This window comes from Sinomonas sp. T428B, from assembly GCF_056780155.1.
The window spans coordinates 3770975-3784109 of record NZ_JBRAZR010000001.1 but is presented as its reverse complement, the minus strand read 5'-3'; the positions used below and the strand labels follow the sequence as shown (position 1 = coordinate 3784109).

13 protein-coding genes are annotated in these 13135 nt (G+C 70.3%); 9 read left to right on the top strand and 4 right to left on the bottom strand.

Features of this window, described 5'->3' with window-relative positions; genetic code table 11:
* Positions 1–2: 2 nt before the first annotated feature.
* Both ACUYMY_RS17520 and ACUYMY_RS17515 read right to left on the bottom strand, forming a co-directional pair.
* A complete protein-coding gene (locus ACUYMY_RS17520) occupies positions 3–677 on the bottom strand; it encodes a response regulator (protein ID WP_481704792.1) in 675 nt (224 codons plus the stop codon).
* Entirely contained in the window at positions 674–2287 is a 1614-nt protein-coding gene (locus tag ACUYMY_RS17515; RefSeq protein ID WP_481705096.1) for a sensor histidine kinase, read from the bottom strand. Before ACUYMY_RS17515 ends, ACUYMY_RS17520 begins: the two co-directional genes overlap by 4 nt.
* Before the next feature lie 211 nt (positions 2288–2498).
* Between ACUYMY_RS17515 and ACUYMY_RS17510 the strand changes: the two genes are divergently transcribed.
* From ACUYMY_RS17510 to ACUYMY_RS17485, 6 genes are all read left to right on the top strand, one after another.
* Complete coding sequence (locus tag ACUYMY_RS17510) at positions 2499–3512, top strand: Bug family tripartite tricarboxylate transporter substrate binding protein (protein ID WP_481704791.1); 1014 nt, start codon at positions 2499–2501, stop codon at positions 3510–3512.
* Complete coding sequence (locus tag ACUYMY_RS17505; RefSeq protein ID WP_481704790.1) at positions 3509–4012, top strand: tripartite tricarboxylate transporter TctB family protein; 504 nt, start codon at positions 3509–3511, stop codon at positions 4010–4012. Before ACUYMY_RS17510 ends, ACUYMY_RS17505 begins: the two co-directional genes overlap by 4 nt.
* Position 4013: 1 nt before the next feature.
* A complete protein-coding gene (locus tag ACUYMY_RS17500; protein WP_481704789.1) occupies positions 4014–5735 on the top strand; it encodes a tripartite tricarboxylate transporter permease in 1722 nt (573 codons plus the stop codon).
* Positions 5732–6124 carry a universal stress protein gene (locus ACUYMY_RS17495; RefSeq protein ID WP_481704788.1) on the top strand — a complete coding sequence of 131 codons (393 nt, stop codon included), beginning with the start codon at positions 5732–5734 and terminating at the stop codon, positions 6122–6124. The genes ACUYMY_RS17500 and ACUYMY_RS17495 overlap by 4 nt, the downstream gene beginning before the upstream one ends.
* Before the next feature lie 40 nt (positions 6125–6164).
* On the top strand, positions 6165–6728 hold the full coding sequence (locus tag ACUYMY_RS17490; RefSeq protein WP_481704787.1) for a dihydrofolate reductase family protein: 564 nt from the start codon (positions 6165–6167) through the stop codon (positions 6726–6728).
* 215 nt (positions 6729–6943) lie between these two features.
* Positions 6944–7516 carry a GAF domain-containing protein gene (locus ACUYMY_RS17485; protein ID WP_481705095.1) on the top strand — a complete coding sequence of 191 codons (573 nt, stop codon included), beginning with the start codon at positions 6944–6946 and terminating at the stop codon, positions 7514–7516.
* 42 nt (positions 7517–7558) lie between these two features.
* Here ACUYMY_RS17485 and ACUYMY_RS17480 read toward each other — a convergent pair whose 3' ends face one another.
* Positions 7559–8062 (bottom strand): LysM peptidoglycan-binding domain-containing protein, encoded by a 504-nt coding sequence (locus ACUYMY_RS17480; protein WP_481704786.1) that lies wholly within the window; start codon positions 8060–8062, stop codon positions 7559–7561.
* Between the two features lie 119 nt (positions 8063–8181).
* On the opposite strand from ACUYMY_RS17480, the gene adh reads away from it, so the two are divergent.
* From adh to ACUYMY_RS17465, 3 genes are read left to right on the top strand one after another with little or no spacing between them, the layout of a single operon-like run.
* Positions 8182–9705: an aldehyde dehydrogenase gene (gene adh, locus ACUYMY_RS17475; RefSeq protein ID WP_481704785.1), complete on the top strand. Its 1524-nt coding sequence runs from the start codon at positions 8182–8184 to the stop codon at positions 9703–9705.
* Positions 9706–9750: 45 nt separating this feature from the next.
* On the top strand, positions 9751–10824 hold the full coding sequence (adhP, locus tag ACUYMY_RS17470) for an alcohol dehydrogenase AdhP (RefSeq protein ID WP_481704784.1): 1074 nt from the start codon (positions 9751–9753) through the stop codon (positions 10822–10824).
* Positions 10824–11228, top strand: a complete 405-nt coding sequence (locus ACUYMY_RS17465; RefSeq protein WP_481704783.1) for a DUF779 domain-containing protein — start codon at positions 10824–10826, stop codon at positions 11226–11228. Before adhP ends, ACUYMY_RS17465 begins: the two co-directional genes overlap by 1 nt.
* 519 nt (positions 11229–11747) lie before the next feature.
* On the opposite strand, the gene ACUYMY_RS17460 is transcribed toward ACUYMY_RS17465, so the two are convergent.
* Positions 11748–13112, bottom strand: a complete 1365-nt coding sequence (locus tag ACUYMY_RS17460; RefSeq protein WP_481704782.1) for an MFS transporter — start codon at positions 13110–13112, stop codon at positions 11748–11750.
* Positions 13113–13135 lie beyond the last annotated feature (23 nt).

Genomic DNA, 13135 nt, shown 5'->3' with positions numbered 1-13135 from the left:
GGCTACTCCCCGTCCCGCCAGAGGTACCGCCGCTCGGGCCGTCCGACGCCGCCGTAGCGCAGCTGGACGGCGACCTGGCCCTCCTCGGTCAGGTACTCGAGGTACCGGCGCGCGCTCACCCGGGAGGTTCCGAGCTGCTCGGCGGCCTCCGTCGCGGACACGTCGCCGGGCGCCTCGCGCAGCATCGCCTTCACGAGCTGGAGCGTCTCCGGGCTGCAGCCCTTGGGCAGCGGCCGCGCGGCCCGCTTGATCCCGAAGACCTCGTTGACGTCCTCCTGCTCGGCCTGCCCCTCGGACTCCGCGAGCGAGTGGTACGTGCGCCGGTAGTGCTCGAGCCGCTCCTTGAGGTCCTCCCCGGAGAACGGCTTCATGAGGTAGTGCACGATCCCGCCGCGCAGCGCGCGCCGCACGGTGTCCACCTCGCGGGCGGCGCTGATCACGAGCGCGTCGAGGTCCGGCTGGGCCTCGCGCAGCTGCTGCAGGAGGTCGAGCCCGCTGATGTCCGGCAGGTGGATGTCCAGGAGCACGAGGTCCGGCGTGAGCCGCCGGGCCTCCTCGAGCGCCTTGGCGCCGCTGTGCGCGACGCCGACGACGGCGAAGCCCGGCGTCTGCCGCACGAACCCGGCGTGGACCTTGGCCACCATGAAGTCGTCCTCGACGATGAGGATCCTGATCATGACGTGCGCGCTCCGCTGTGGTTGGTAGGGCCGCGGTCGGTCGCGGTGCGTTCGAGCCGGGCCGTGAAGACGGCCCCGCCGTCATTGTGCACCTCGACCCCGCCCCCGCGGCGCAGGCACACGAGCCGGGTGAGGGCCAGGCCGAAGCCGCGCCCGCCGTCGTTCGCCGAGGACTTGGTGCTGAACCCCTGCCGGAAGATGTCCTCGAGCCGTTCCACCTGGACCCCCGGCCCGGAGTCGCGGACAGTCACCCGGATCTCCCCGCCCCGCTCGGCGAGGGCGACGGCGACCGCCGCGCGCGGGAGCCCGGAGACGGCGTCGATCGCGTTGTCCACGAGGTTGCCGACGACGGTCGTGAGGTCCCGGGACAGCGCGTCGTCGTCCGTCCGGCCCAGGTGGGACCCCTCGTCGAGGCTCAGGGCGACGCCGCGCTCGGCCGCGAGGCTCGCCTTGGCGATGAGCAGTGCCGAGACCGCCGGGTCCTCGACCTTGCTCGTGACGTCGTCGTAGAGCTGGGTCCGGCTCAGGCTCACGCCGTCGACGAACTTCACGACGTCGTCGTACTCGCCGAGCTGGATCAGCCCCGAGATCGTGTGCAGCTGGTTGGCGAACTCGTGGGTCTGCGCGCGCAGGGTGTCCGTGGTGCTGCGGGTGGCGCCGAGCTCCTTCTCGAGCGTGGACAGCTCGGTGCGGTCGCGCAGCGTCGTGACCGAGCCGATCACGCGCCCCCGGGAGCGCATGGGCCGCCGGTTGGCGACGACGACGCGCTCGCCGACGAGCACGAGCCGGTCCGGCTCGGCCTGGTCCATCGTGAGGACTTCGCGCAGGGCCGGGTCCACGCGCAGCTCGTCGAGGCTGCGCCCCACGCAGTCCGGGGGCAGGTGCAGGAGGTCGCGCGCGGCGTCGTTCGCGACAGTGACCCGCTGCTGCGGGTCCAGCGCGATGACGCCCTCCTTGACCCCGTGCAGGATCGCCTCGCGGTGCTCGACGAGGTTAGCGATCTCGTCCGGCTCCATGCCGAGCGTCTGCCGCTTGACCCGCCGTGAGAGCAGCAGCGAGCCCGCGGCGCCGAGGGCGAGCGAGACGCTGAGGTAGGTCAGCAGGTTCGGGGTCGCGGCGACGAGCCGCTCGAGCGCGGAGGGGTAGTGGCGGCCGACGGCGGCGATCCCCGCCATGCGCCCGTTGTCGTCGAGCACCGGGACGTGGGCGACAAGGTACTCGACGCCCTCCATGACGACGACGCCCGTCCACGCGCGCTCCTGGCGGATCGTGCTCTCGCCGACCGCGAGCGGGGTGCCGATCTGGTCCGGGTCGGCGGAGGTCACGACCGTCAGGTCGGGTTTGGCGAGGATGGCGAAGCTCGAGCCGGAGACGCCGCGGACGGACTCCGTTGCGGCGGGCAGCGCCGCGCCGAGGCGGGGCTCGGCGTCGGGCATGAGCGAACGCACGACCGGCATCGCGGCCAGCGACTCGGCGGCGGAGAGGACGCGGCGGCCCTCCTCGCGCTGGAAGGCCTGGGCGGACTGGGCGAGGGAGATGGCGACGACGCCGACCAGCACTGCGAGCACGATGAGCAGCTGCAGCACGAGGTACTGCCCGGCCAGCGACAGCCGGCGCCGGTGGGGGCTGCGCTGCCCTCCGCTGTGCGTGCTCACGAATGAACCCTTTCCTCGTGTCGCGTCCATTATCTGGCTCCCCGCAGCCCGGGGGCGTGAACTCAATGAACACAACGTCCTTTGCGAACACAAGAGTGACGGGCGTCACGGGCGGTCCTACCGTGAAATCACTCGCACCCCAACTTTTGAGACGAGGAAAGCAACGATGCTTCGCAAGAATTTCAAGGCCCTCCGCCTGGCCGCGGCCGCCGTCGGCCTGGTCCTCGCGGCGACCGGCTGCGGCGTCACCAGCGGTGGAGGGGGCGGCACGACCTCCGCCGCCGCCGACCAGCCGCTGACCGGCCTGAGGATCATGGTCCCCAACACCGCGGGCGGCGGCTACGACACGACGGCCCGCACGGCCGCGAAGGTCATGGAGGAGACCAAGGTCGCCAAGGGCGTCGAGGTGTTCAACCTCGCCGGGGCCGGCGGCACCGTGGGCCTGGCACGCACGGTCAACGAGAAGGGCAACGGCAACCTCGCGATGCTCATGGGCCTGGGCGTGGTGGGCGCGAGTTACACCAACAAGTCCGAGGCCAAGCTGACGCAGACGACGCCGCTCGCGCGCCTCATCGAGGAGCCCGGCGCCATCATGGTCTCCAAGGACTCGCCCTACAAGACCATCACCGAGCTCGTCGACGCCTGGAAGAAGGACCCGTCCAAGGTCGCCGTCGGGGGCGGCTCCTCCCCGGGCGGCCCGGACCACCTCCTGCCGATGCAGCTCGCCCAGGCCGTCGGCCTGGACCCAAAGCAGGTCAACTACGTGGCGTTCGACGGCGGCGGCGACCTGCTCCCGGCGATCCTCGGCAACAAGCTCGGCTTCGCCGCCTCCGGCGCCGGCGAGTACCTGGACCAGATCAAGACCGGCGAGGTCCGTGTGCTGGCCATGAGCGGCGACGAGCGGCTCGAGGGCGTGGACGCCCCGACGCTCAAGGAGTCCAACATCGACCTGGTCTTCACCAACTGGCGCGGCATCGTGGCCCCTCCGGAGGTCTCCGACGCCGACCGCGACCGGATCGTGGCGGCCCTGACGAAGATGCACGGCACCCAGGAGTGGAAGGACGCCCTCGCCAAGAACGGCTGGAGCGACGCCTTCATCACGGGAGACGAGTTCGCCTCCTTCCTCAAGGACCAGGACAAGCGCGTCGCTGACGTGCTGACGAAGCTCGGCCTGGCATGACCACCCTCGCCTCCCGGCTCAAGGGCCGCGCCGAGCTGGGCTTCGCCGCCCTGCTCGGCGCGGTCGGGACGGCCGTCCTGATCGATGCCGCCCGCCTGTCCGTCCCGTACTCGCAGTCGGACCCGGTGGGCCCGAAGACGGTCCCGTTCATCGTGGGAAGCCTGCTCGTGGCCTGCGCGGTGCTGCTCGTCATCGACGTCCTGCGCGGCGGCCGCGGCGAGGCCGAGGGGGGCGAGGACGTGGACCTCACGCACCCGACTGACTGGCGGACGGTCCTGCCGCTCATCGCGGCCTTCGTGGTGAACATCCTCATCATCAACATCGCCGGCTGGGTCATCTCCGGGGCCCTGCTGTTCTACGGCAGCGTCTGGGCCCTCGGCAGCCGGCGGTACGTCCGCGATGCCATCATCTCCCTCGCCCTGTCCCTCGCGACCTTCTACGGCTTCTACCTCGGCCTGGGCATCAAGCTTCCGGCCGGCCTCCTGACGGGGGTTCTCTGACATGGACACTCTGAACCTGCTCATGCAGGGCTTCGCCACCGCGGCGACGCCCATGAACCTGCTCTACGCCTTCCTCGGCGTGCTGCTCGGCACCGCCGTCGGCGTGCTGCCGGGCATCGGCCCCGCCATGGCCGTGGCCCTCCTGCTGCCGCTGACCTACGGGCTCGAGCCCACGAGCGCGTTCATCATGTTCGCCGGCATCTACTACGGCGGCATGTACGGCGGCTCGACGACCTCGATCCTGCTCAACACCCCCGGCGAGTCCGCCACGGTCATCACGGCGATCGAGGGCCACAAGATGGCCAGGGCCGGGCGCGCCGCCCAGGCGCTCGCGACCGCGGCCATCGGCTCGTTCGTCGCCGGCACCATCGGCACGGCCCTGCTCGTGGCGTTCGCTCCGCCGGTCGTGGACTTCGCGGTGAGCCTCGGCCCGTCGAGCTACCTCGCGATCATGGTGCTGGCCTTCATCGCCGTCACAGCGGTCCTCGGCTCCTCCAAGCTGCGCGGCTTCGCCTCGCTCGGCCTCGGCCTGGCCATCGGCCTGGTCGGCATCGATCCGGTCACCGGCCAGCAGCGCCTCGTCTTCGGCCAGCCCCTGCTCGCGGACGGGCTCGACATCATCGTCGTCGCCGTGGCGATCTTCGCCATCGGCGAGGCGCTCTGGATCGCCGCCCATCTCCGCCGCAACCCGCTCTCGACCATCCCGGTCGGGCGGCCCTGGATGGGCAAGCAGGACTGGAAGCGCTCGTGGAAGCCGTGGCTGCGCGGCACCGCCTTCGGCTTCCCGTTCGGCGCCCTCCCCGCCGGCGGCGCCGAGGTCCCGACCTTCCTCTCCTACGTCACCGAGAAGAGGCTCTCGAAGCACAAGGAGGAGTTCGGCCACGGTGCGATCGAGGGCGTGGCCGGGCCCGAGGCGGCGAACAACGCCTCGGCCGCCGGGACCCTGACCCCGATGCTGGCCCTCGGCCTGCCCACCAACGCCACGGCCGCCGTCATGCTCGCCGCGTTCACGCAGTACGGCATCCAGCCCGGGCCGCTGCTGTTCGAGAGCGAGCCGGAGCTCGTGTGGGGGCTCATCGCGAGCCTGTTCATCGGCAACACCCTGCTGCTCCTGATCAACCTGCCGCTCGCGCCGATGTGGGCCAAGCTGCTGCAGATCCCCCGCCCGTACCTGTACGCCGGGATCCTGTTCTTCGCCACGCTCGGCGCCTACGCGGTGAACCTGCAGGCGTTCGACCTCGTGATCCTGCTGGTCCTCGGGCTGCTGGGCTTCGCGATGCGGCGCTTCGGCCTGCCGATCCTGCCGCTCATCATCGGCCTCATCCTCGGCCCCCGCGCCGAGGGCCAGCTGCGCAAGGCCCTGCAGCTGTCCGGCGGCGATGTCTCCGGGCTCTGGAGCGAGCCGATCGCGGTCGGCGTGTACATCGCCGTCGTCCTCCTGCTCGCCGTGCCACTCATCCTCGCGCTGCTGCGCCGGCGTCGTCCGGAGGCCGCCGCGGTGCTCGCCGCCGCGGAGGGCCCGACGGCGGCCGCGGCCCACGTCTCGGAGGAGCCGCCCGCTGATGGCACTCGGGAGGGGCGGCACGCCTGGCACGAGCGGCCAGCGCACGACGGCGTCGGGGAACCGCCCGCGCAGGGCGCACCGGCCGCTCCCGCCCCGCCTGAAGACGAGCACAAGCACCGCAACAACGACGGCCCCCACCGTGAGAAGGAGACCCTGTGAGCATCGTCGTGGGCTACATCCCCACCCCGGAGGGCGAGGCCGCCCTCGACCGGGCCATCGTCGAGGCCGCGAAGGGCCCCGCGAAGCTCGTCGTCATCAACTCCTCGCGCGGGGACGCCGTCGTCGACCAGCGCTTCGCCCAGGAGGAGCAGGTCGCCGAGCTCGAGCGGCGGCTCGATGCGGCCGGCGTCGAGCACGTGCTGCTGCAGCCGCTGCGCGGGCACGACGCCGCGGAGGAGGTGCTCGATGCGGCTGAGTCCCACGGCGCGGAGCTCATCGTGATCGGCCTGCGCAAGCGGACCCCGGTGGGGAAGCTCATCATGGGCAGCACCGCGCAGCGGATCCTCCTCGAGGCCCGCTGCCCGGTGCTGGCGGTGAAGGCGGGGTAGGTTTCTGCAGGGAGTGCCGGAGCGTCAGGGAGGACTGCAGATGCGCAGCGTGACCTATTCGATGAACGTCTCGCTCGACGGCTACATCGTCGGGCCGGACGGCGAGTTCGACTGGACGACGCCCGATGCCGAGGTCTTCCGCTTCTGGATCGACGAGATCCGCGGGGTCGACGTGCATCTGCTGGGGCGGCGGCTGTACGAGACGATGCTGTACTGGGAGACCGCCGACCAGGACCCGTCGCTCGACGACGCGGACCGCGAGTGGATCGCGCTCTGGAACCCGCTCCCGAAGGTGGTCTTCTCCACGACGCTCTCGGAGGTGCAGGGGCATGCCCGCCTCGCCTCCGGCGGCCTGGCGGAGGAGATCGAGCGGCTGCGGGCCGAGCCGGGGGACGGCGAGATCGCGATCGGCGGCGCGAACCTCGCCGCCCAGGCCGCTGAATTGGGTCTCATCGACGAGTACCGGGCCATGGTCTACCCGGTGCTCGTGGGCGGCGGGACTCCCTTCTTCCCCCAGCACGAGCGCCGGGTGGACCTGGACCTCGTCGAGACCCGCACCTTCGGCTCGAAGGTCGTGTACCTCCGGTACCGGGTGGCGCGGTAGGGGGAACCCGATCTCCAGGCTCTTCAGGGGCGACGGCATTGAGCCGTCGCCCCTGTTTGCTGTTCCGGGAAAGAATGAGCGGCGGAGTCGATTTATGACAACTATGTCAAATAGCGTGACCCGCAAATGATAGTGTTGCCCCCTAGTTTGGAGAACCCGCGTCGAGCCCGACCTCTGGTGGCCTCGCGGGAAGCAAGGGGGGCAACGTGGCCGAAATGACTGGAACCGGAGAAGAGGAATTCCTGAACCTGCTCTTGGAGAGTCCGGACCTCGCCGGATTCCTTCAACGCCTCGCGGAGGCGTGTGCGCGGGAGCTCTCCGGGCCGAGCGAGGCACACTGCAGCATCAGGGTCGAAGGGGAGCGCCGGAAGGCCGTCCTGGCCAGCAGCAGCGTGACGGCCGCCAGAATGGACGAGGTCAAGTACTCGGCCGGCGAGGGCCCCTGCCAGGACGCCCTCGTGACCGGGCAGGCCGTGTACGTCGCGGACCTGCTCACAGACACCCGCTACCCGCGCTATAGCAAGGCCATGGCCGGGAGCCAGGTCCGCTCGGTGATCGGAATCCCCATCCCCCTGCCGGCGTCGGCCCAGGCCATGGCGGTCCTCGGCTGCTACTCCGAAGGCTCGGCCGGCTTTTCGGACGAGCACCGCGCCAAGGCGAAGGAGCTCGCGCGGCACGCCAGCAGGCCAGTGCTCCTGGCGGTGAGGGTCGCCGAGAAGTCGGGCAGGACCGCCGAGCTCGCGTCGTCGCTGAGCCGCTCCCTGCGGCAGGCCCTGCACTGGAAGTGACCCGCCGCCCGGCGGCCATCGGCGCGCCGTCGCCCGCCGCCCCTATGCCAGCGGGACCCGCAGCGCCTGGCCGGGGTAGATGAGGTCGGGGTCGAAGACCGTGTCCCGGTTGGCCGTGAAGATGCGGCCGTGCTGGCTCGGGTCGCCGTAGTACTGCTGCGCGATGCCCGAGAGCGTGTTGCCCGGGATCACCGTGTGGACGAGGAACCCCGAATACGTCCCGCCCATGAGCACCGTCCCGAACGTGATCGGCACCGTGACCGACACGGCGTTCTCAGGGAGCCCGCTCGGGTTGGTGGCCTCGACCGTCACGGTGCCCTCCGGCGTCGTGGGCGAGCCGATGCCGAAGGCGGCGTGGAAGAGCGAGAAGCCGTTGCCGCCGCCGACCAGGTTCGAGGTCGCGACGACGGTCCCGGTCGCGTCGCGGACCGCGACCGATCCGTAGACGGCCTCGAACGCGGCGCCCAGGCCCGCGACGGCGATCTGGGCGCCGAGGATGTCGAAGGGGACCGGCGAGCGGAGGCCGATCGTGGGCAGGTGCGACATGGGTCCAGTCTCGGCAGGTGTGACCCGCGCCACAAGGCTGCAACCAGCCCGCAACCCCCACGCTCCTACGCTCGACTCAGAGCCGGGATGACCGGCACAAGAGACGAAGGAGTTTCGCCATGACCGTCTACGCATTCCCCGGGACCGAGGGCGCCAAGGTCACCTTCAAGGACCGGTACGAGAACTTCATCGGCGGCGAGTGGGTCGCCCCCGTCGGCGGGCAGTACTTCGAGAACATCACCCCCGTCACGGGCAAGGTCTTCTGCGAGGTGGCGCGCTCGCAGGCCGAGGACATCGAGCTCGCCCTCGACGCCGCGCACAAGGCCGCCCCCGGCTGGGGCAAGACGTCCGTGGCCGAGCGCGCGCTCGTCCTGCATCGCATCGCGGACCGCATCGAGGAGAACCTCGAGCTGCTCGCCATCGCCGAGACCTGGGACAACGGCAAGCCCGTCCGCGAGACCCTCGCCGCGGACCTGCCGCTCGCCGTCGACCACTTCCGCTACTACGCCGGCGCGATCCGCGCCCAGGAGGGCTCGCTCTCCCAGATCGACGAGAACACCACGGCGTACCACTTCCACGAGCCGCTCGGCGTCGTCGGGCAGATCATCCCGTGGAACTTCCCACTGCTGATGGCAACGTGGAAGCTCGCCCCCGCGCTCGCGGCGGGCAACGCCGTCGTCCTCAAGCCCGCCGAGCAGACCCCGGCCTCGGTGCTGGTGCTCGCCGAGCTCATCCAGGACCTGCTCCCGGCCGGCGTGCTGAACATCGTCAACGGCTTCGGCGTCGAGGCCGGCAAGCCGCTCGCCTCGAGCCCGCGGATCCGCAAGATCGCGTTCACGGGGGAGACGACGACGGGCCGGCTCATCATGCAGTACGCCTCGCAGAACCTCATCCCGGTCACGCTCGAGCTCGGCGGGAAGAGCCCGAACATCTTCTTCGAGGACATCGCCGCCGCGGACGACGCGTTCTATGACAAGGCCCAGGAGGGCTTCACGCTCTTCGCGCTCAACCAGGGCGAGGTGTGCACGTGCCCGTCCCGGGCCCTGATCCAGGAGGGCATCTACGAGCGGTTCCTGGGCGACGTCGTCGAGCGCACGAAGGCGATCAAGCAGGGCAACCCGCTCGACACCGAGACCATGATCGGCGCGCAGGCCTCGAACGACCAGCTCGAGAAGATCCTCTCCTACATCGAGATCGGCAAGGCCGAGGGCGCCAAAGTCCTCACCGGCGGCAAGCGCGCCCAGCTGCCCGGCGAGCTCGCCGGCGGGTTCTACGTCGAACCGACCATCTTCGAGGGCCACAACAGGATGCGCATCTTCCAGGAGGAGATCTTCGGCCCCGTCGTGTCCGTCGCGAAGTTCTCCGACTACGACGAGGCGCTCGAGATCGCCAACGACACGCTCTACGGCCTCGGCGCCGGCGTCTGGAGCCGCAACGGCAACGTGGCCTACCGGGCCGGGCGCGAGATCCAGGCCGGGCGCGTGTGGGTGAACAACTACCACGCCTACCCCGCGCACGCGGCGTTCGGCGGGTACAAGTCCTCCGGCATCGGCCGCGAGACGCACCTCATGATGCTCGAGCACTACCAGCAGACCAAGAACCTGCTCGTCTCCTACGCCGAGTCCAAGCTCGGCTTCTTCTAAACCCGGTTGTCCCAGCACGTCCGTCCCATGCAAAGGAGCATGTCCATGACCGCCACCGCTACCTCAACCACCAGCCCGACCGCAGCCGCGAGCGGGACCTTCAAGGCCGCCGTCGTCCGCACCCTCGGCGAGCAGCTGAGCGTCGACGACCTCGAGATCCCCACGCCGGGCCCCGGCCAGGCGCTCGTCAAGCTCATCGCCTCCGGCGTGTGCCACACCGACCTCCATGCCGCCCAGGGCGACTGGCCGGTCAAGCCCAAACTCCCGCTCGTGCCGGGGCACGAGGGCGTCGGGACGGTCGTCGCCGTCGGCGAGGGCGTGACCGATCTGACTGATATTGCAGTGGGTGACCTCGTCGGCAACGCGTGGCTCTGGAGCGCGTGCGGCACGTGCGAGCACTGCCGCACGGGCTGGGAGACCCTGTGCGAGTCGCAGTCCAACGGCGGCTACGGCGTCGACGGCTCCTTTGGGCAGTACATGCTCGTCGACGCGAGATTCGCCGCGCGCATCCCCGAGGGCGCGGACCCGTACGAGATCGCGCCCGTGCTGTGCGCCGGCGTCACCGTCTACAAGGGGCTCAAGCAGACCGAGGTGCGGCCCGGGCAGTGGGTCGTCATCTCGGGCATCGGCGGGCTCGGGCACATCGCGGTCCAGTACGCCGTCGCGATGGGCATGCGGGTCGCCGCCGTCGACGTCGCCGACGAGAAGCTCGCGCTCGCGCGCAAGCACGGCGCCGAGGTGACCGTCAACGCGTTCGCCGAGGACCCGGTCGAGGCCATCCAGAAGGCCACCGGCGGCGCTCACGGCGTCCTCGTCACGGCCGTCCACCCGGCCGCGTTCGGGCAGGCGATCGGGATGACGCGCCGCGGCGGGACCATCGTGTTCAACGGCCTCCCGCCGGGTGACTTCCCGGCGCCGATCTTCGACATCGTGCTCAAGGGCCTCACGATCCGCGGCTCGATCGTCGGCACGCGGCAGGACATGGAGGAGGCGCTCGACTTCTACGCCCGCGGCCACATCCACCCGACCTTCCACACCCGCGACCTGGAGGAGATCAACCAGGTCTTCGACGAGATGCACCACGCCAAGATCGACGGCCGCGTGGTCATCAAGTTCTGATGGACGCTCCCGCTGGGGCGGCGCTCCACGCGCGGCCGGTGCGGCCCGGGGAGGACTTCTCCCGGGTCGCGCTGGCCGCGCCGGCGCTCGCGCTCCTCGACTCCCTGTGGGACCGCCATGGGCCTCTCATGTTCCACCAGTCCGGCGGCTGCTGCGACGGGTCCGCGCCGATGTGCTACCCGGCGGGGGAGCTCGTGACGGGCGACGCCGACGTGCAGCTCGGCGTCTTCGACCTCCCCGGGCGGGGCGAGCTGCCGTTCTGGATGTCGCGCGAGCAGTTCGGGTACTGGTCGCACACGCACCTGACGGTCGACGTCGTCGTGGGCCGGGGGAGCGGGTTCTCCCTCGAGGCGCCGGAGGGCAAGAGGTTCCTGATCAGGAGCGAGATCCTCGACATCCCGTAGCGCCCCGGCCCCACCAGTTGCGGGGTCACCTCTCAACGTTCCGGGGTCACGTCCCAACGTTGCGGGGTCAGCTCCCTGCGATGCGAGGTCACGTCCCTGGGGCCCGAGGTCACCTCCCGCGTGCAGGTTTCCCCAGCATTGGCGCTCCGAGACCGCGACATGCCGCGACAATCGTCCGACACGCCACGGGTTGAAGGCTGAAGCTGGGGAAACCTGCACGCGAATGTCGACCTCCCGGCCGCCTCCGCAGTGGAGGCCTTTGCGTGAGTGGTGGGCCAACGCGACCCGACCCGCCGCCGTCGTCCGCCAAGCGAAAGTGACCCCGGATCGCAGGGAGGTGACCTCGCGTGGTCCGGGATGTGGCCACTCAACGTGAAGGATCTGCCACTCAGCCAAGGGGGATGTGACCCCTCGACCAGGGGGATGTGACCCCTCGACCAGGAAGGTTGAGGGGTCACATCCCTGTCGTTGAGGGGTCACATCCCCTTGATCGCGTGGCAGTCTTCTGGACGCAGGCTCCTACTTCGAGCCGTGGACCTTGTTGCCCAGCTCGTGGATCGGGGTCCGGTAGGTCTCCCTCGCCCAGAGGGCGCCGATGACCGCGAGGACCGTCGAGCCGGCCACGATCCAGGCCGCCGGGCCCCAGTTCGCCTTGTCCGCGCCGACGAGGGCGGTGCCGAGCAGCGGGGTGAAGCCGGCGCAGAGGATGCCGATCTGCAGGCCGATGGCCATGCCGGAGTAGCGGACCTTGACGTTGAACAGCTCGGAGAACCAGGCCGGGTAGATCGCGTTGGACGCGGCGTACGTGCCGGCGGTGATGAGCGTGCTGACGAGGAAGATCAGCGGGATCTGGGCCGTGGAGATGGCCCAGAAGTACACGAAGATCAGCACCGTCGAGCCTGAGACGCCCGCGATGAAGACCGGGCGTCGGCCGAACTTGTCCGAAAGGAAGGCGAAGAACGGCTGCGAGCCGATCGCGATGACGTTGCCGAGGATGCTGACCCACAGCATGGTCTGCGCGGGGACGCCCACCGAGACCGCGTATGCGAGGCCAAAGGCCTGCATGAACGTGTTCGTGACGGTCTCGAAGGACATGAGCGCGACCTGGAGGAACTGCGCGGGGTGCGTCTTGAGCATGTCCATGAACGGCAGCTTGACGAGCTCGTGCTGCTCGGCCTTCTCCTCGAAGACCTCGGGCTCCTCGAGCGAGCGGCGCACGAGGTACGCGACGACGAGGACGAGCAGCGAGGACCAGAACGGGATGCGCCAGCCCCACGAGAGGCGGTCGGCCTCGCCCATCGCCGCGACCGGGAGGAACACGAGCGAGGCCATGACGATGCCGGCGGAGATGCCGCTCATCGCGAACGAGGGGAAGAAGGCGCGCCGGCCCACGGGGGACTCCTCCATGGTCAGCGCCGAGGCGCCGGCCGTCTCCGCGCCGGCGGAGAGGCCCTGCATGAGGCGCAGCACCACGAGGAGGATCGGGGCGAGGTAGCCCGCGGTCTGGAAGTCCGGCAGGACGCCGATGAGGAACGTCGCCGCGCCCATGAGCACGAGGGTCATGACGAGCGTGTTCTTGCGGCCGATCCGGTCGCCGAGGTGGCCGAAGAAGATCGCGCCGAACGGGCGGGCCACGTAGGCGACGCCGAAGGTCGCGAAGGAGGCGATGAGCGCGATCGTCGCGTCGCCGGACGGGAAGAAGATCTTCGAGAACACGAGCGAGGCGGCGGTCGCGTAGACGAAGAAGTCGTAGTATTCGAGCGCGCCGCCGAGGAACGCCGCGAGGGCGGCCTTCTTGGCGCGGCGCAGCCGTCTGGCCTCGTCCTCGGGGGACCGGAAGTCGGGATCCAGGCTCGAGAGCTGGGCCTCGGAGGGCTTGGTCATGGCATGCCTTTCGGGCAGAACGG

Bases quoted from the DNA above. Each gene is read 5' to 3' on its own strand.
- ACUYMY_RS17520 (WP_481704792.1), bottom strand. From the start codon at position 677: ATGATCAGGATCCTCATCGTCGAGGACGACTTCATGGTGGCCAAGGTC.
- ACUYMY_RS17510 (WP_481704791.1), top strand. From the start codon at position 2,499: ATGCTTCGCAAGAATTTCAAGGCCCTCCGCCTGGCCGCGGCCGCCGTC.
- ACUYMY_RS17505 (WP_481704790.1), top strand. From the start codon at position 3,509: ATGACCACCCTCGCCTCCCGGCTCAAGGGCCGCGCCGAGCTGGGCTTC.
- ACUYMY_RS17500 (WP_481704789.1), top strand. From the start codon at position 4,014: ATGGACACTCTGAACCTGCTCATGCAGGGCTTCGCCACCGCGGCGACG.
- ACUYMY_RS17490 (WP_481704787.1), top strand. From the start codon at position 6,165: ATGCGCAGCGTGACCTATTCGATGAACGTCTCGCTCGACGGCTACATC.
- ACUYMY_RS17485 (WP_481705095.1), top strand. From the start codon at position 6,944: ATGACTGGAACCGGAGAAGAGGAATTCCTGAACCTGCTCTTGGAGAGT.
- ACUYMY_RS17480 (WP_481704786.1), bottom strand. From the start codon at position 8,062: ATGTCGCACCTGCCCACGATCGGCCTCCGCTCGCCGGTCCCCTTCGAC.
- adh (WP_481704785.1), top strand. From the start codon at position 8,182: ATGACCGTCTACGCATTCCCCGGGACCGAGGGCGCCAAGGTCACCTTC.
- adhP (WP_481704784.1), top strand. From the start codon at position 9,751: ATGACCGCCACCGCTACCTCAACCACCAGCCCGACCGCAGCCGCGAGC.
- ACUYMY_RS17465 (WP_481704783.1), top strand. From the start codon at position 10,824: ATGGACGCTCCCGCTGGGGCGGCGCTCCACGCGCGGCCGGTGCGGCCC.
- ACUYMY_RS17460 (WP_481704782.1), bottom strand. From the start codon at position 13,112: ATGACCAAGCCCTCCGAGGCCCAGCTCTCGAGCCTGGATCCCGACTTC.